The following is a 16,147-nucleotide window of genomic DNA, read 5'->3' as shown; positions in this document are numbered from 1 at the left end:
CCCCGGCCCACCGGGAACGGCCCCGCATCCGCCAGTATGGACCCCATGAATCTGGTCGATCGGTGGGTCGCGTTGGCCGGCCCGCAGGCGCGGCGCATCGGCGCGGAACTCGACGCCCGGTACGGGGAGAAGCACCGCCGCTACCACACCCGCGAGCACCTCACCGCGGTCCTCGACCGCGTGGACGAGTGGGCGGAGCACGCCGGCGACCCCGGCGCCGTCCGGCTGGCCGCCTGGTTCCACGACGCCGTGTACGACCCCGAGCGCGCCGACAACGAGGAGCGCAGCGCCCGCCTCGCCGGCCGGATGCTCGCCGACACCGACCTGCCGGACGGCACGATCGCCGAGGTCGTGCGGCTGGTGGAGCTCACCCAGTCGCACGCGCCGGCCGCCGGCGACCGCAACGGCGCGGTGCTCTGCGACGCCGACCTCGCGATCCTCGGCTCCGATCCCGAGCGGTACGCGGCGTACGCGGCGGCCGTCCGGGAGGAGTACGCGTTCGTCCCCGAGGACTTCTACCGGGTCGGCCGCGCCGAGGTGCTCACCGGGCTGCTGGACCTCCCGGCGCTGTTCCACACGCCTGACGCGCGCGAGCGTTTCGAGTCGCGCGCCCGCCACAACATTGAGACCGAGCTGCTGCTCCTGCGCGCCGGCTGAGGGCGAGCCGGGCCTTACCGCCGGGCGGCGGCGAACTTACGGCGCCGCAACCCCGCCGTGGTGAGCCGCCGCAGCAGCTCCTGGCACCCGACCTCCGCCGCGCCCAGCACGACCGCCGCGTCGTACAGCTCCGACGGCACGTCGTAGTGGTCGCGCTCGAACGCCCGCGGCGGCAGGCCCAGATCCGCCGCGAACGCGTGCAGCTCGCCGAACGAGACGTCGCTCACCATGTGCGACCACACCCGTCCCCGCGCGGGCCACAGCGGCGGGTCGATCAGGATCACGGGCACCTCCGGCCGGTCTCGCGGTTCCAGTCGTTGCCAGTCGTTGCCAGTCCTATGTGACCTTAAGTGCTGTACGCCCGGTACGTTTCCGCGAGTTGGGGCGGGACACGCTGATGGGCCAGGATCGGATGGCGCGATCCGCCTCGTGCGCGAGGGACAACGGCGTCAGGATCCGCCCTAGGAGAAGCCGAGAGAAGCCGATGAACGTTCCTGAATACATCCGCGCCGGCAGCGGCCGGTTCTTCGCCGACCTCAAGGAGTGGCTGGCGATCCCGTCCATCTCGGGGGACCCCGCGTACCACGGCGACGTGCGCCGCTCGGCCGAGTGGCTCGCCGAATACCTGCGCGGCACGGGCTTCCCCACCGTGGAGATCTGGGAGACCGGCGGGCTGCCCGCCGTCTTCGCCGAATGGCCCGCCGCCGACCCGGACGCCCCCGCCGTCGTCGTGTACGGCCACCACGACGTGCAGCCGGTCGAGCCGCTCGACGAGTGGGAGACCGACCCGTTCAGCCCCCTGGAGAAGGGCGACCGGCTCATCGGGCGCGGGACGTCCGACGACAAGGGGCAGGTCTTCTTCCACACCCTGGGGATCCGCGCCGGCCTGGTCGCCTCGGGCGCCGCCGCGCCGCCCGTCACCATCAAGATGCTGGTGGAGGGCGAGGAGGAGTCGGGCTCGGTCCACTTCCCCGAACTGCTGCGCACCCACCGCGAGCGCCTGCGCTGCGACGCCGTCGTCATCAGCGACACCACCATGTGGGCCGCGGACGTCCCGTCGATGTGCACCGGCATGCGCGGCCTCACCGAGGCGGAGGTCTCGCTGTACGGGCCGGACTCCGACCTGCACTCGGGCTCCTTCGGCGGCGCCGTCCCGAACCCCCTGCACGCGATGGTGGAACTGCTGTCGCGGCTGCACGACGCGGACGGCCGCGTGACGCTCCCCGGCTTCTACGACGGCGTCGTACCGCTCACGGACGAGGAGCGCGAGCTGTTCGCCCGGCTGCCGTTCGACGAGGCCGAGTGGCTGCGCACGGCGGGCAACAGCCGCGCCCCCTACGGCGAGAAGGGCTTCACCACCCTGGAACGGGTCTGGGCGCGCCCCACCGCCGAGATCAACGGCATGTGGGGCGGGCACACCGGCCCCGGCGGCAAGACGATCGTGCCGCGCGAGGCGCACGCGAAGCTGTCGTTCCGGCTGGTCGCCGGGCAGGACCCGGTGCGGGTCCAGGAAACCTTCCGGGCCTGGGTGGACGCCAACACCCCGCCCGGGGTGCGCGCCGAGGTCAGGATCCCGGGCGGCGGCGTGCGGGCCTGCTTCTCGCCGATCGACTCGGCCGGCGTGCGGGCGGCCAGGCGCGCCATGGAGAAGGCGTTCGGCCAGGAGATCCTCTTCACCCGCGAGGGCGGCAGCGGCCCCGAGGCCGACCTCGCGGACATATTGGAGGCCCCGCTGGTGTTCGTGGCGGTGGGGCTGGACGAGGACCGCATCCACGCCCCCAACGAGAAGGTCGAGATGCCCCTGCTCCTCAAGGGCGCCGAGGCCGCCGCCTACATGTGGGACGAGTTCGCGACGGCCCTGCGCTCGGCATGATGGAACGAACGGGCCGTACAGAAGGAGAGGTCTTGGCGGAGCCGACCATGCAGGAGCCCACCGCGCGGGAACCGGTCACGGAGGAGCCGACCGAGTCGATGCTGGAGTGGCTGGCGCTCGCGCGCGGCACTCTGGACCGGGTCGCCGAACACCGCCGTGACGAGGAGTGGGTCGCGTCCGCATGGGCCGACCCCCGGACGCGCGTGTTCGTCGTGGAGAACGGGCGGGCGCTCGTGTCGTACGACCCTGGGCCCGCGCTCGTCTACCTGCCCGCGGCGCAGGCCCCGGAGGGCGACCGCTACCTGCTCGGCGTGGACGAGGACGGCGTCGCCTACTTCTGCGTGCGCGGCGAGCTGCCGGTCGTGGAGGGGGCCGAGGCGGCGGGGCTGCGCCGGGTCGGCGCGCTGCTCGGCGACCGCGACTCCGGCATGCTCACGCACGCGGTCGCCCTGGAGCACTGGCACGCCACCAACCCGTTCTGCCCCCGCTGCGGCGGCCCCACCGAGCCGACCGCCGCCGGGCACGTCCGGGTCTGCCCGAACGACGGCCGGGAGCAGTTCCCGCGCGTCGACCCGGCGGTGATCATGCTGGTGCGGGACGATCGGGACCGCGTCCTGCTGGCCCGCGGCCCGAGCTGGCCCGCCGACCGGCGGTCGATCCTGGCCGGGTTCGTCGAGCCGGGGGAGTCGCTGGAGCAGGCCGTCGTCCGGGAGGTGCGCGAGGAGGTCGGCCTCACCGTGACGGACGTGCGCTACCTGGGCAGCCAGCCGTGGCCGCTCCCGCAGAGCCTCATGATCGGCTACTTCGCCCGCGCCCGCGGCGACCAGGAGCTGCGCCCCGATCCTGAGGAGATCCTGGACGCCGCCTGGTACACCCGCGACGAGCTGCGGGAGGCCCTGGAGAGCGGCCGGATCGTCTCGCCCGGCACCCTCTCCATCGCCTCCCAGCTCATCATGCGGTGGTACGGCGGCCCGCTGCCCGACATGCCCCCGTTCTAGGGGTAACGGGGTCAGGCGTGGAGACCGGCCGGGCCACGGGCCCGGCCGGCCTCGGAGCGCGGTCTCAGGCGCGGCCGAGGAGGCGCTTGACCTCCTTGGCGCTGGGGTTGGTCAGCACGTGCCGTCCCGCGTCCGGGGTCTCGACCACCACGGTCGGGACGGTCTGGTTGCCGCCGTTCACGCTCATCACGAAGTCCGCCGCGGCCGGGTCGCGCTCGATGTCGATCTCCCGCATCTCGATGCCGTCCCGGGCCAGCTGGCTCTTCAGCCGCCGGCAGAACCCGCACCAGGTCGTGGTGTACATCGTGAGCGTGCCCGTGGGCTCGGTCGCCTGGTCCGTGGTGGGCGTGGCCATCGGCGCGTCGTCTCCTTCGTCGTGCGGCGGTCGTGCGGTGCGCTGGCGACAACGTCCTGTCGCCGCCGGGCATTCCAGGTGAGGAGGTTATCCACAGCCGGGCCGGCGGGCCCATCCGGTCACCCCCGGGTGCCAGGATGGGGGGATGCAGGCGGAGCGGGTACTGGCGGGCCTCGACCCCGAGCAGCGGGCGGTGGCCGAGGCGGTGCAGGGTCCGGTGTGCGTGCTGGCGGGCGCGGGCACCGGCAAGACCAGGGCGATCACGCACCGGATCGCGTACGCCACGCTGACCGGCGTGATGGCGCCGCAGCGGGTGCTGGCCGTGACGTTCACCACTCGCGCCGCCGGCGAGCTGCGAGGCCGGCTGCGCCGGCTCGGCGCGCCCGGCGTGCAGGCCCGCACGTTCCACGCCGCCGCGCTGCGGCAGCTGTCGTACTTCTGGCCGCGGGTCGTCGGCGGCGAGCCGCCCAAGATCATCGAATCCAAGATCAGCCTGGTCGCGGACGCCGCCCGCGCCTGCCGGCTGGCGTTCGGCCGCACCGAGCTGCGCGACATCGCCGCCGAGATCGAGTGGGCCAAGGTCACCCAGAACCGCCCCGAGGACTATGCCGGCGCGGTCGCCACCGCCGCCCGCAAGATGCCCGCCGACGTGGTCGACGTCGCCCGCGTCTACGCGATGTACGAGCAGCTGCGCCGCGAGCGCAACCTGCTCGACTTCGAGGGCATGCTGGAGCTGACCGCCGCCGTCCTCACCGAGCACCGCGAGGTCGCCGAGCAGGTCCGCGAGCAGTACAGGCACTTCGTCGTCGACGAGTTCCAGGACGTCAACCCCCTGCAGAAGATGCTCCTGGACGTCTGGCTCGGCGACCGCGACGACCTGTGCGTGGTCGGCGACCCCAACCAGACGATCTACTCGTTCACCGGCGCCAGCCCCCGCTACCTGCTCGACTTCACCCGCGACCACCCGGACGCGAAGGTCGTCAAGCTGGTCCGCGACTACCGCTCCACCCCGCAGGTCGTCCGGCTGGCCAACGGCGTGATCTCGCAAGCGCGCGGCGACGCGGCGCGGCGCCACAGGCTCGAACTGGTCGCCCAGCGCGCCGACGGCCCCGACCCCGTCTTCAACGAGTACGACGACGAGATCGCCGAGGCCGACGACGTCGCCCGCCGCGCCCGCAAGCTGATCGAGGAGGGCGTCCCGGCCCGCGAGATCGCCGTCCTCTACCGGATCAACGCGCAGTCCGAGGCGTACGAGTCGGCCCTGGCCGCCGCGGGCGTCCCGTACGTGCTGCGCGGCGCCGAGCGGTTCTTCGAGCGGCCCGAGGTGCGCGAGGCGGTCGTCCGGCTGCGCGGCGCCGCCCGCGCCGGGGCCGACGCCGAGACCGACGGCACCGGCCTGATCCAGACCGTCCGGCACGTGCTGTCGGGCGCCGGGTTCACCGACCGGCCGCCGGAGGGCTCGGGCGCCGTCCGGGCCCGCTGGGAGTCGCTGGCCGCGCTGGCCCAGCTCGCCGAGGACATCGCCGCCGACGACCCGCGCGCCGGGCTGCCGCAGTTCGTCGCCGAGCTGGAGGAGCGCGCCGCCGCCCAGCACGCCCCGCCGCTGGAGGGCGTCACGCTGGCCTCCCTGCACGCCGCCAAGGGCCTGGAGTGGGACGCGGTCTTCCTGGCCGGCCTCGTCGAGGGCACCCTCCCGATCATCTACGCCGAGACCCCCGAGCAGGTCGAGGAGGAGCGCCGCCTGCTGTACGTGGGCGTCACCCGCGCCCGCGAGCACCTCTCCCTCTCCTGGGCGCTCTCGCGTTCCCCCGGCGGCGCGCGGCGGCGCAAGCCGTCCCGCTTCCTGGACGGCCTCACGCCCAAGACGATGACGCCCACCCCGGCCCGCGCCGACCGCGCCAAGCGCCGCGCCGGCAAGGGCCCCCAGCCGTGCCGCGTCTGCGGCCGCCCGCTGACCGCCGCCATCGAGCGCAAGCTCGGCCGCTGCGAGGACTGCCCCGCCGAGCTGAACGAGGAGCTCCTGCTCGCCCTCAAGGACTGGCGCGCCGGCATCGCCGCCGACCAGAGGATCCCCGCCTACGTCGTCTTCACCGACGCCACCCTCCAGGCCATCGCCGAACGCACCCCCGAGAACCTGGAGGAGCTGGCCACCATCCCGGGCGTCGGCAAGGTCAAACTCGACCGCTACGCCGAAGCGGTCCTCTCCCTCTGCGCGGGAGAGCGCTGACTCGCCGTCCCTCCCAGCCGTCCCTCCGAGCCGTCCCCTCGGGCCGGACCGGGCCGGATCGGGCTCGACCGGATCGTGCCGGACCGGGGTGGTGCGGCGGGGGCTCCAGGGGGTTTGCGAGACTGGCGGCGTGAAGGAGTCACTGAAGGCACTGCTGGAGCTGCTCGACCTGGAGCAGATCGAGAACGACATCTTCCGCGGCCGCAGCCCCGAGGTAAGCCGCCAGCGGGTCTTCGGCGGCCAGGTCGCGGGCCAGGCGCTGGTGGCCGCGGGCCGCACCGTTCCGGTGAACCGGCCCGTGCACTCGCTGCACGCCTACTTCATCCGGCCCGGCGACCCGCTCGTCCCGATCGTGTACACCGTCGACCGGGTGCGGGACGGCCGGTCGTTCACCACCCGGCGGGTCAAGGCGATCCAGCACGGAAAGTCGATCTTCACGCTGTCGGCGTCGTTCCAGCTCCCCGAGGAGGGGCCGGCGCACCAGGCGGCCATGCCGCACGCGCCCGCCCCGGAGACGCTGCCGACCGCCTTCGAACGGCTCACGCCGCTGTTCGGCGAGCGCGCCGCGCAGGAGTTCACCGAGCAGCGCCCCTTCGACCTGCGGCACGCGACGCCGCTGACCTACGAGGCGGTCAACGACCCGACGCTGACCACGCCCGAGTCCAAGGTCTGGCTCAAGGTCGACGGCGAGCTGCCCGACGACCCGCTGCTGCACGTGTGCCTGATGACGTACGCGTCGGACATGACGCTGCTCGACACGGTGCTGCTCAACCACGGCCTGGCCTGGGCCGACAAGCGCACGATGGGCGCCAGCCTGGACCACGCGATGTGGTTCCACCGCCCGTTCCGCGCCGACGACTGGCTCCTCTACTACCAGGACACCCCGTTCGCCGGCGGCGCCCGCGGCCTGGCCCGCGGCCAGGTCTACACCCGGGACGGCGACCTCGCCGTGTCGGTCATGCAGGAGGGCCTCGTCCGCGTCACCAAGTGAGCGGAGGCGCCCGGCGCGGTCCCGCGCCGTGAGGAGCGGGCCGGGGCGGGCCGGTCCAGAGGTCGGGCCCGCGGTTCGTTCTCGGGGAGGAGGCGCGGTGCTCGTGGCGGTGCCATCCTTGTGTTGGACGCGTGCCGCGGGGGGCGGGTTCCCCCGCCAGAGGGTGAAGTGAACGACAAAACCGCAGGTCAAAAATACCTTGATTGGTTTGCGGAAGTCCCCGTACGCTCGATGCGAGCAATCAACGGCCCGGCCGTCTGGATCTTGAATCCGGAGGACGGGCCCCGAGGAGCCAGGAAGGTGGTGTGCAGTCCGGTGATCAACATCTTGAGGAACTCAGGGCCGATCGCGGCTGCCGCATGCCTGCGCTCCTCGAACCATGGCGGCGTGTCCGCCGTCCGGCCACAGGGCCTCCTCGCCCTTGGTGGTCGTTCGGCGCTGCACGGCTATGCCATGCAGATGTGCGAGTTCGGCGGCGGTCGACAGCGCGTCCTGCGTTCGCGCGATCTTCGTGCGCTGCGCGGTGACGTGCGCATGGCCCGGAACGAGCAGGGGTGGAGTGTCTTCGGCGGATCCGAGGACGCCAAGCCCGAAGCTCCGGCCACGGCCCACGTGACCACCACCTCGATCGAGGGTGGCCCGGGTCCGTACCCCTGGAGGCGACCGGTCTAGTAGACACCGGCACAGCCCCCAGGCCGCGGATCCCGACACCGGATCCGCGGCCTTTCTTATTTGCCCGTGACCCACCGACACACCCGTTGCGAACCAACGAGAGGAACCAGGGTGACCGTGATGCAGGGGGCTCTCGCGATGAGCGAGGAGGACCTCACGCTTCCGTGCCGGACCGACCCGGAGCTCTTCTTCGCCGAGGCGCCCGCCGACGTCGAGCTCGCCAAGGCGCTGTGCCTGGAGTGCCCGCTCAAGAAGGAGTGCCTCGCCGGGGCGCTGGAGCGCAAGGAGCCGTGGGGCGTCTGGGGTGGGGAGCTGTTCGTCCGCGGTGTCATCGTGCCGCGCAAGCGGCCGCGTGGACGCCCGCGCAAGAACCCGCTCCCGGACGAGCTGGCCGTCTGAGGGCCGCATGACCGCCGTACCGACCATCGACCGTGCGGCCGCCGGAGGCACGGTCCCCGTACAGGGGCCGTGCCCCCGGGCCGCCGGGGAGAACGCCATGACCTTGCTCAGCCAAGACCTGTCCCGGACCCGAATACCGGGCCCGGAGGTGGAGCTGGCGCAGCGCGTGCGCGCCCTTCGGCGCGCGCGCCGGGACGCCAGGACGCGGGCCGCCCGCGTCCGGCGCGCCCTGCTGGCGCCCACCTCGGCCGGGGAGCCGTACGGCCCCCGTCCCGACCGGCACCTGTCCACGCCCGTGCGGTAGCAGGCCGCCACCCGCTCTTCTTTGGATGGTTCGGCGGGTGCGGCCTCCTCGCGGGCATCCGGGGGCGTGCCGCGCGATCCCTCTCGCGCGGCACGCGAAACGGGCCCCGCGCGCCACATCAGCGCGCGGGGCCCGTTCTGCGTTCGGGGGCCGGGTCAGCCGGCGAGCTCGCCGTCCTCGCCGTCGCCGTCCGCGGCGGTGAGCTCGGGAGCGTCGCCGTCCTCGTCGGCGAAGCCCGGGATCCAGCGCAGCGACTCGGCGCGCGCGGGGATCTCGCATTCGAGCTGGCACAGCACGCCGGTGCCGGCCGACAGCACCCGGTGCACGATCACGTACTCCGGCGGCAGGTTGAGCTGCCGGACGACGTTGGTGGGCCGCAGGTCGGTGACGCGGGCGGCCATGTCGCGCAGCCACTCGCGGTTGAACGCGAACGTGTCGGTGATGAACGGCTCGGTGATCGGGGCGAGGAACCCCTGGAGCGACTCGGCGTCGATCTCGACGCCCTCGCGGATGAAGTCCTCGCGCCGCAGCGCGTCCTCGACGTGGTCGATGTCCTCCATCGTGCCGATCCGCAGCAGCCGGCCCATGCGGTGCAGGAAGTCCTCGGGGATCCGGTCGACGGCGCCGAAGTCGAGGACGCCGAGCCGCCCGTCGGCCATGACGCGGAAGTTGCCGGGGTGCGGGTCGCCGTGCAGCAGCCCCGAGCGCTTGGGGCCCGAGAGCAGGAACCGGCAGTAGAGGAGGGCGGCGTGGTTGCGCTCGTCCTCGTCGCCGTCGCTGATGATCTTCGACAGCGGGGTGCCGTCGATCCACTCGGTGACCAGCACGTCGCCGGCCTGGGCGACCACCTCGGGGATGTAGAAGTCGGGGTCGTCGGCCGGGTAGGCGTCGCGGACCGCGGTCTGCGAGGCGGCCTCGATCGTGTAGTCGAGCTCCTCGGCCACCCGCTCCTTGAGCTCGGCCAGCATCGACTTCACGTCGAGGCCGGGCATCAGCACCGAGAACAGCTTCGCCAGCCGGGCGAGCTGGTTGAAGTCGCTGATCAGGGCCTTGCCGGCGCCGGGGTACTGGACCTTGACGGCCACGGCGCGGCCGTCGGCCCACACGGCCCGGTGGACCTGGCCGATCGAGGCGGCCGCGGCGGGCTCGTCGTCGAACGACTCGAAGCTGTCCCGCCAGTCCTCGCCGATCCCCTGGGCCAGCACCTTGTGCACGGCGGCGGCGGGCAGCGGCGGGGCGGCCTCCTGCAGCTTGGTCAGCGTGGCCCGGTACGGGCCGGCGATCTCGGGCGGCAGCGCGGCCTCGAAGATCGACAGCATCTGGCCGAGCTTCATCGCCCCGCCCTTGAGCTCGCCGAGGACCTTGAACAGCTGCTCGGCGGTGCGCTGCTGGATCTCCATCGCGACGGCCTCGGCGGGCCGGCCGAAGGTGCGTTTCCCGACGCCCAGCGCGGTTCGCCCGGCGAATCCGAGCGGGAGGGACGCCAGCTTTGCGGACCGCGTCACCGCGCGGCGGGGAAGATCGCTCACACGCTCCATTGTCGGGGATGGGGTCTCGTTTCCGCCACAACGATCGCGAAACAACCGATGCGTTCTGTTTCACTGACCGAGCTGACCTGGGAGAACGTAGTAAGTGTGCGCTTTCTCACGCGCTCCGAACCTGTGGTATGCGCGCGCGTGCGCCCCCGCGACGCGCGCACGAGGACGTCCCGGGGCCGCCCGGGGCCGCCCGTACGGTCCCGGCGGGCGCGCGATACGGTGCCGCCCATGCCCGAGAAGCCCTCTGCCGCCCTGCTGGTCGAGCGCCGCCCGGACGGCGTCGCCGTGCTGACGCTGAACGACCCGGACAAGCGCAACGCCATGTCGGACGAGATGACCGCCGCCTGGACGGCCGCCATCGCCGAGCTGCGCGCCGACGCCGGGCTGCGCTGCGTCGTCGTCACCGGCGCCGGCACCGCGTTCACCTCCGGCGGCGACCTGTCCTGGCTCGCCGAGAAGAACGCGGTCGCCGTCCCCGCGCTGCGCGACCGGATGCTGGGCTTCTACCGGGACTGGCTGGCGATCCGCACGCTGGAGGTGCCGACGATCGCTGCGATCAACGGCCACGCGGTCGGCGCCGGGTTCGCGCTGGCGCTGGCCTGCGACCTGCGGTACGTCGCGTCCGACGCCAAGCTGACCGTCCCGTTCACCGCCCTCGGCCTGCACCCCGGCATGGCCACCACCTGGCTGCTGCCCGAGGTGGCCGGGCTGCCGCTGGCCCGCGAGATGCTGTTCACCGGCCGCGCCGTCACCGGCGCCGAGGCCGAGCCGTACGGGCTCGTCAACCGGGCCGTCCCGCGCGAGCTCGTGCTCCAGGAGGCGCTGTCCGCCGCCGGGCGGATCGCCGCCCAGGCGCCGATCGCCACCCGCCTCACCAAGGTCGCCCTGGCCGGTGGCGGCCACCCGGACATGGAGTCCGCGCTCCGCTGGGAGTCCCTCGCCCAGCCCGTCACGATGGCCTCGAAGGACATGGTCGAGGGCCTGGCCGCGCAGCGCGAGAAGCGCCGCCCGGAGTTCACGGGGGAGTAGCCCCCGGGACGATCACGGCACGCGGCGTACGACCTTGACCCGCGGCCGGTGCCCGGCCAGCCGCGCCATCGCCAGCCCCAGCAGGACGGGCGCGAGGACGTCGGCGGCGCGGATGATCGCGTTCGCCGGCAGCCCGTACCGTTCCGCCGCCCGCTGCGCCAGCGGGTGCAGCGCGCGGCTCGCGGCCCCGCCCGCCACCGCGCCGGCCAGGCCGCCGGCCAGCCGCGCCGCCGCCGACGGGGGCGTGAGGACGGCGCGCCGCCCGTCCGGTACGTCCGCGATCTCCGGCGGCGTCTCCGCGCCGGTGCCGCTGGCCTGCCGGTCCTGCCCGCCTACCACGTTCATCCAGCTCCTTCGTCTCGACCGGCCCCGTTCCTACCCGGCCGGGCGCGGATCACGCCGGCACCCCGCCCGGAACGGCCGGGAGAAGCCCCGGCGGACGCTGTGGAAACACTTTGGGGATCCTTGAAAAACAGGGTCCTGAGCTGCGAAAACTCAAAACACCCCCTGTGGAGGAAGCAAAAACTTGGGTACGGTGCGGGTGTGCCCCCAAACGTTGAGGTCCGCCGCAGCGATCGCCGGCGGCGGACGGTGTCCGCGTACCGCGATGGGGACAAGGTCGTCGTGATGCTGCCGTCCCGGCTCAGCAAGGCCGAGGAGGAGCAGTGGATCACGACCATCCTTGAGCGCCTCGCGGAGCGGGAACGCCGCCGCCGCCCCACCGACGCCGATCTCGAGGCCCGCGCGCGCGAGCTGTCGCGGCGCCACCTCGGTGGGCGCGCCGTACCCGCCAGCGTCCGGTGGGTGGGCAACCAGCGGGCGCGCTGGGGCTCCTGCACGCCCGACGACGGCACGATCCGGCTGTCCACCCGGCTGCGCGGGATGCCGTCGTGGGTGGTCGACTACGTGATCGTCCACGAGCTGGCGCATCTCCTGGTCCCCGGCCACGGCGCGGACTTCTGGAAGCTGGTGGGCAACTACCCCAAGGCCGACCGCGCCCGCGGCTACCTGGAGGGCGTGGCCGCCGCCGCGCACCTGCCGATGGAGCAGGACGGCCCGGAGGGCGGCATGGACGGCGGCATGGACGACGAGCTGCCGCCCGAGGGCCGGCACCGGGTCGCCGGGTGACCGGACGGTACGTCGCGGTCCTGGCCGTGCCCCCCGCCGGACCGGCGGCGCCGCCCGGGATCGACCCCGAGGAGTTCCGGCTGGCGCTGCTGGAGGACACCTACGAGGTCGCCGCCGGGCTTCGGCTGGTCACGCCCGCGCTGGTCCTGGATCCGCCCGAGCAGCCCGGTGCCGAGGCGATCACCTGGCCCGGCACCCCCGTCGTACGGGCGGCGGGGCCGTCCGCGGCGTTCGCCGCCCTGCACGCCCTGGGCGCCGAAGAGGCCGTGCTGCTGGCGCCGGACGTCCCCGACCTGCCGCCGCTGCTGATCGGCAAGCTGTTCCGCGCGCTGGGCGGCGCCCCGGCGAGCGCCTGCCAGGCCGAGACCGAGCGCGGCCCGGAGGGCCTGGTCGCGCTGGCCGCGCGGCTGCCGCTGCCCGGCTGGCTGGACGCCGCCCTCGCCGACGTGACCCTCGACACCTCTGACGGGCTGCGCCGGCTGCGCGCCGCCGCGCCCCGGCCCGGGCAGATCCCGCAGGGACCGGCCTGGCACCGCGTCCGCACGGCCGCCGACGTACGGCTCCTCGATCCCGGCCTGGAGGGCTGGGAATGCACCCGCGCCCTCCTGGAGGGGCACCCGCTCAGCTCGTGACCAGCGCCGCCCGCGCGGCCAGCCGCCGCAGGGCGTCGTCCGTCGGCTCCGGCAGCGCGTCCAGCGGGAACCAGCCGAGATCATCGGACTCGTCGCTGATCGCGTGCCGGGCGTCCGGGGGCGCGACCGCCGCGTACTGGACGTCCAGATGCCACGAACCCCCGGGATGGCAGCCCACCCGGTGCCGGTCCAGCTGGACGGGCCCGCCGGGCAGCAGCCGCAGCCCGGCGATCCCCGACTCCTCGGCGGCCTCCCGCAGCGCCGCCCCGGCCAGCGTGGTGTCGCCGGGCTCGCAGTGCCCGCCCAGCTGCAGCCAGATCTTGATCTTGCCGTGCAGGGTCAGCAGCGCGCGGGTCCGCGACGCGTCCAGCACCAGCACGCTGGCCGTGATGTGCCCGGGGACGCACTCCCGCCGCGTACCGTCCGGATGGTCCGCCAGATGGCGCAGGAAGGCCGCGCGCAGCCGGTCCTGCTCCGGGTCCGGCGCCCGCCAGTCCGTGAGGACGCGGGCGGTGTCTGCGTGCAGGGCCATACCGGCGCGCAGAGGCATATCGGCGTGCGGCGTCATGCGCGGCCGATGCGCGGGTACAGCGAGTTGACCGGATGCCTGCGCCGCCGCTCCTGGTCGACCGGCCGCTGCCAGCACAGCCCGGACCCCGCGACCCGCCGCCTGAACTGCGCGGACGCGGTGGCGGGCTCGAACCGGCAGCCCGGCACGCGCGAACGGCCCGTCCGGGACCTCACGCGCGGGGCTCCGGACCGTCGCCGGGCTTGCCGCCCTCGTCCTCGCCGTCGTCCTTGCCGCTCTCGCCGTCGCTCTCGCCGGCCTGGGCCTTCTCGCCCGCGTCCGCCGCGTCGGCCGGCTTCTCCGTGAGCTTGGACAGGTCCAGGTCCGTCAGGCCCTCGATCTCGTCCTTGCCGTGCGCGAAGCCCTCGGGGTCGTCCAGATCCTCGGCGGTCGGCAGCAGGTCGGGGTGCTCCCAGATCGCGTCGCGGCCCTCGACGCCGCGCAGGCCGGTGAGCGAGCGCCACAGCGTGCCCGCCTCGCGCAGCCGCCGCGGCCGCAGCTCCAGCCCCACCAGCGTCGCGAACGTCCGCTCGGCCGGCCCGCCGGTCGCGCGGCGCCGCCGGACGGCCTCGGCCAGCTTCACCGAGCCCGGCAGCCGGTCCCCGGCCACCTGGTTCACCACCGTGTCGACCCAGCCCTCGATCAGCGCGAGCGTGGTCTCCAGCCGGGCCAGCGCCGCCTTCTGCTGCGGCGTCTCCTCCGGGGTGAGCTGGATCTCACCGCCGAGCGCCTGCTGGATCGCCTCCGGGTTGCTGAGGTCCAGCCCCTGGACGGCCTGCTCGATGCCCGACAGGTCGACCGTGATGCCGCGGGCGTAGTCCTCCACGGCGCGCATCAGGTGCGCGCGCAGCCACGGCACGTGCGCGAACAGCCGCTGGTGGGCCGCCTCGCGCAGCGCCAGGTAGAGCCGTACCTCGTCCTCGGAGACCTCCAGGCCCTCGCCGAACGCGGTCACCCCGGCCGGCAGCAGCGCCGCCACCCCGTCGGGCGCCAGCGGCAGCCCCACGTCGAACGACCCGACCACCTCGCGGGCCAGCGCGCCCAGCGCCTGCCCGGCCTGGCCGCCGACCATCGCGCCGGCCATCTGCTTGACCATGCCGATCAGCGGGCCCGCCATCGCCTGCATGTCCGGCGGGATCTCGCTGCCGCCCAGCGCGCCGCCCATCGAGTCGACCATGCGGGCGGCGATCGGGTCGCACACCGTGATCCACACCGGCAGCGTCCGCTCGATCCACTCCGACCGGCTCCATGCCTGCGGCGTGCGGATCCCGGCGGGCAGCGTGGTGCCCTCGTCCAGCCACAGCTCGGCCAGCCGCAGCGCCTCCTCGACCTGGCGCCGCTCGGCGTCCACGACCGAGGGGTCGCCCTGCTCGGCGACCTGGTGCCGGGCGATGTTCTTCGCGAGATCCCAGTTCAGCGGGCCGCCACCGGCGCCCGGGGCGCCCTGGCCGCCGATCATGTCGGCGAAGCGGTGCAGCATGTCGGCGAACTGCCGCATGTCCCCGCCCATGGCCTTGAATGGATCCTGGGGCTTGTCGTCGTCGTCGCCGTCACCGGGACGGTTGAAGCCGAAGGGAGTGTCACTCATCGGTTTGCCCCTGGGATGCATGATGGGCTCATATCCGCAACGTTAGCCGGTCACGGCCGACTCGCGTACACAAGGAAGGGGGCGCCTCCGTGGCAACGGGCAAGGTTCGCCCTGGGCGTAGCAAGGGCCCGGTCGTGGCCGTCACCGGCGCGGCGACCGGCGCGGGCCGGCTGCTGGCCGCCCGGCTGGCGGGTCGCGAGGAGATCCGCAAGGTGGTCGCGATCGACGACCACCGCGGCGACGTGCCGAACGTGACCTGGCGCGTGACGGACATCCGCGACCCGCTGCTGTCGAACCGGCTCTCGGACGTGGACGTGATCGTCAACCTCGACGTGCTGCGCTCGCCCGAGCTGGACCCGCGCGAGCGCCGTACCCACAACGTCCGCGGCGCGCAGACCGTGGTGACCGCCGCCGCGGCCGCCCGGGTCCGCCGGGTGGTCCTGGTCACCAGCGCCATGGTGTACGGGGCGGGCCCCGGGAACGCCGTCCCGCTGCCCGAGGACGCGCCGCTCGGCGCCGAGGCCGACGCCGGGATCGCCGGGGACTTCCTGGAGATCGAGGAGCTGGCCGCCGGCGCCGCGACGACCCATCCCGGCCTGGACGTGACCGTCGTGCGCCCCGCCGCCCTGGTCGGCCCGGACGTCGACACGGTGATCACCCGCCATTTCGAGGCGCCCCGGCTGCTGTCGGTGAAGGGCAGCACCCCCGGCTGGCAGTTCTGCCACATCGAGGACCTGGCCTCGGCGCTCGAACTGGTCGTGGTCGAGGGCATCACCGGCGTGCTCGGCGTCGGCTGCGACGGCTGGCTCGGCACCGAGGAGGTGGCCGAGATCACCGGGAAGCGCCCGTTCGAGCTGCCCGCGGCGCTCACCTTCGGGATGGCCCAGCGCCTGCACCGCCTCGGCATGACCCCCGCGCCGGCCACCGACCTGCACTACGTGGCGTATCCGTGGGTCGTCGACTGCGCCCGGCTGCGGGCCGCGGGCTGGAAGCCCGCGTACGACAACACCACCGCGCTCCAGGTGCTGGCCGAGGAGAGCGCCGGCCGGCACGCCGTCGTCGGCCGCCGCGTCGGCGGCCGCGAGGCGACCATGGCCACCGCGGCGGGCGCCACCGTCGCCGCCATCGGCGCCGCCGCCGCGATCCGCCGCGCCCGCAAGCGCCGCCGCTGACCCGAACCCGAGCGGG

The 16,147-nt window shown here is 74.0% G+C and carries 19 protein-coding genes; 12 read left to right on the top strand and 7 right to left on the bottom strand.

What is annotated here, in order from left to right:
- Positions 1 to 45: 45 nt before the first annotated feature.
- Positions 46 to 657, top strand: a complete 612-nt coding sequence (locus ACA361_RS00895) for a metal-dependent phosphohydrolase (RefSeq protein WP_375009791.1) — start codon at positions 46 to 48, stop codon at positions 655 to 657.
- Positions 658 to 671: 14 nt separating this feature from the next.
- Here ACA361_RS00895 and ACA361_RS00890 read toward each other — a convergent pair whose 3' ends face one another.
- Positions 672 to 941 carry a DUF4031 domain-containing protein gene (locus tag ACA361_RS00890; protein ID WP_375009790.1) on the bottom strand — a complete coding sequence of 90 codons (270 nt, stop codon included), beginning with the start codon at positions 939 to 941 and terminating at the stop codon, positions 672 to 674.
- A gap of 200 nt (positions 942 to 1,141) precedes the next feature.
- Here ACA361_RS00890 and ACA361_RS00885 point away from each other — a divergent pair, with 200 nt between their 5' ends.
- Entirely contained in the window at positions 1,142 to 2,530 is a 1,389-nt protein-coding gene (locus tag ACA361_RS00885) for a dipeptidase (protein WP_375009789.1), read from the top strand.
- A gap of 98 nt (positions 2,531 to 2,628) precedes the next feature.
- Complete coding sequence (nudC, locus tag ACA361_RS00880; protein ID WP_375010872.1) at positions 2,629 to 3,528, top strand: NAD(+) diphosphatase; 900 nt, start codon at positions 2,629 to 2,631, stop codon at positions 3,526 to 3,528.
- Positions 3,529 to 3,592: 64 nt separating this feature from the next.
- Here nudC and ACA361_RS00875 read toward each other — a convergent pair whose 3' ends face one another.
- Complete coding sequence (locus ACA361_RS00875) at positions 3,593 to 3,883, bottom strand: mycoredoxin (protein WP_375009788.1); 291 nt, start codon at positions 3,881 to 3,883, stop codon at positions 3,593 to 3,595.
- A 145-nt stretch (positions 3,884 to 4,028) separates the two neighbouring features.
- On the opposite strand from ACA361_RS00875, the gene ACA361_RS00870 reads away from it, so the two are divergent.
- The 5 genes from ACA361_RS00870 to ACA361_RS00850 all read left to right on the top strand — a co-directional run bounded on the left by ACA361_RS00870 (position 4,029) and on the right by ACA361_RS00850 (position 8,476).
- Positions 4,029 to 6,110 (top strand): ATP-dependent DNA helicase UvrD2, encoded by a 2,082-nt coding sequence (locus ACA361_RS00870; protein WP_375009787.1) that lies wholly within the window; start codon positions 4,029 to 4,031, stop codon positions 6,108 to 6,110.
- Positions 6,111 to 6,240: 130 nt separating this feature from the next.
- Entirely contained in the window at positions 6,241 to 7,101 is an 861-nt protein-coding gene (gene tesB, locus ACA361_RS00865) for an acyl-CoA thioesterase II (protein ID WP_375009786.1), read from the top strand.
- A 168-nt stretch (positions 7,102 to 7,269) separates the two neighbouring features.
- Entirely contained in the window at positions 7,270 to 7,773 is a 504-nt protein-coding gene (locus ACA361_RS00860; protein ID WP_375009785.1) for a hypothetical protein, read from the top strand.
- A gap of 120 nt (positions 7,774 to 7,893) precedes the next feature.
- A complete protein-coding gene (locus ACA361_RS00855; protein WP_366620829.1) occupies positions 7,894 to 8,172 on the top strand; it encodes a WhiB family transcriptional regulator in 279 nt (92 codons plus the stop codon).
- A 166-nt stretch (positions 8,173 to 8,338) separates the two neighbouring features.
- Positions 8,339 to 8,476 carry a hypothetical protein gene (locus ACA361_RS00850; RefSeq protein WP_375009784.1) on the top strand — a complete coding sequence of 46 codons (138 nt, stop codon included), beginning with the start codon at positions 8,339 to 8,341 and terminating at the stop codon, positions 8,474 to 8,476.
- A gap of 155 nt (positions 8,477 to 8,631) precedes the next feature.
- Here the strand turns inward: ACA361_RS00850 and ACA361_RS00845 are convergent, their stop codons facing one another.
- Positions 8,632 to 10,005 (bottom strand): ABC1 kinase family protein, encoded by a 1,374-nt coding sequence (locus ACA361_RS00845; protein ID WP_375009783.1) that lies wholly within the window; start codon positions 10,003 to 10,005, stop codon positions 8,632 to 8,634.
- A gap of 237 nt (positions 10,006 to 10,242) precedes the next feature.
- Here ACA361_RS00845 and ACA361_RS00840 point away from each other — a divergent pair, with 237 nt between their 5' ends.
- A complete protein-coding gene (locus ACA361_RS00840; protein WP_375009782.1) occupies positions 10,243 to 11,043 on the top strand; it encodes an enoyl-CoA hydratase/isomerase family protein in 801 nt (266 codons plus the stop codon).
- A gap of 12 nt (positions 11,044 to 11,055) precedes the next feature.
- On the opposite strand, the gene ACA361_RS00835 is transcribed toward ACA361_RS00840, so the two are convergent.
- Positions 11,056 to 11,388 carry a hypothetical protein gene (locus ACA361_RS00835; RefSeq protein WP_375009781.1) on the bottom strand — a complete coding sequence of 111 codons (333 nt, stop codon included), beginning with the start codon at positions 11,386 to 11,388 and terminating at the stop codon, positions 11,056 to 11,058.
- Between the two features lie 246 nt (positions 11,389 to 11,634).
- Here ACA361_RS00835 and ACA361_RS00830 point away from each other — a divergent pair, with 246 nt between their 5' ends.
- A complete protein-coding gene (locus tag ACA361_RS00830) occupies positions 11,635 to 12,171 on the top strand; it encodes a M48 family metallopeptidase (protein WP_375010871.1) in 537 nt (178 codons plus the stop codon).
- Positions 12,168 to 12,803, top strand: a complete 636-nt coding sequence (locus tag ACA361_RS00825) for a hypothetical protein (protein ID WP_375009780.1) — start codon at positions 12,168 to 12,170, stop codon at positions 12,801 to 12,803. The genes ACA361_RS00830 and ACA361_RS00825 overlap by 4 nt, the downstream gene beginning before the upstream one ends.
- Here ACA361_RS00825 and ACA361_RS00820 read toward each other — a convergent pair.
- The 3 genes from ACA361_RS00820 to ACA361_RS00810 are packed head-to-tail and all read right to left on the bottom strand — an operon-like array spanning position 12,793 to position 14,959.
- A complete protein-coding gene (locus ACA361_RS00820; protein ID WP_375009779.1) occupies positions 12,793 to 13,335 on the bottom strand; it encodes an NUDIX hydrolase in 543 nt (180 codons plus the stop codon). The genes ACA361_RS00825 and ACA361_RS00820 overlap by 11 nt on opposite strands.
- Before the next feature lie 32 nt (positions 13,336 to 13,367).
- A complete protein-coding gene (locus ACA361_RS00815) occupies positions 13,368 to 13,547 on the bottom strand; it encodes a hypothetical protein (protein WP_375009778.1) in 180 nt (59 codons plus the stop codon).
- Positions 13,544 to 14,959 carry a zinc-dependent metalloprotease gene (locus tag ACA361_RS00810; protein WP_375009777.1) on the bottom strand — a complete coding sequence of 472 codons (1,416 nt, stop codon included), beginning with the start codon at positions 14,957 to 14,959 and terminating at the stop codon, positions 13,544 to 13,546. Before ACA361_RS00810 ends, ACA361_RS00815 begins: the two co-directional genes overlap by 4 nt.
- Before the next feature lie 134 nt (positions 14,960 to 15,093).
- On the opposite strand from ACA361_RS00810, the gene ACA361_RS00805 reads away from it, so the two are divergent.
- Positions 15,094 to 16,131: an NAD-dependent epimerase/dehydratase family protein gene (locus ACA361_RS00805; RefSeq protein WP_375009776.1), complete on the top strand. Its 1,038-nt coding sequence runs from the start codon at positions 15,094 to 15,096 to the stop codon at positions 16,129 to 16,131.
- The last annotated feature ends 16 nt before the right edge of the window (positions 16,132 to 16,147 follow it).

It is taken from the genome of Actinomadura sp. 21ATH, from assembly GCF_041951345.1.
Taxonomy (GTDB): Bacteria; Actinomycetota; Actinomycetes; order Streptosporangiales; family Streptosporangiaceae; genus Spirillospora.
Note: the sequence above shows the minus strand (reverse complement) of the source record. Positions and strands in the feature narration are given on the sequence as shown.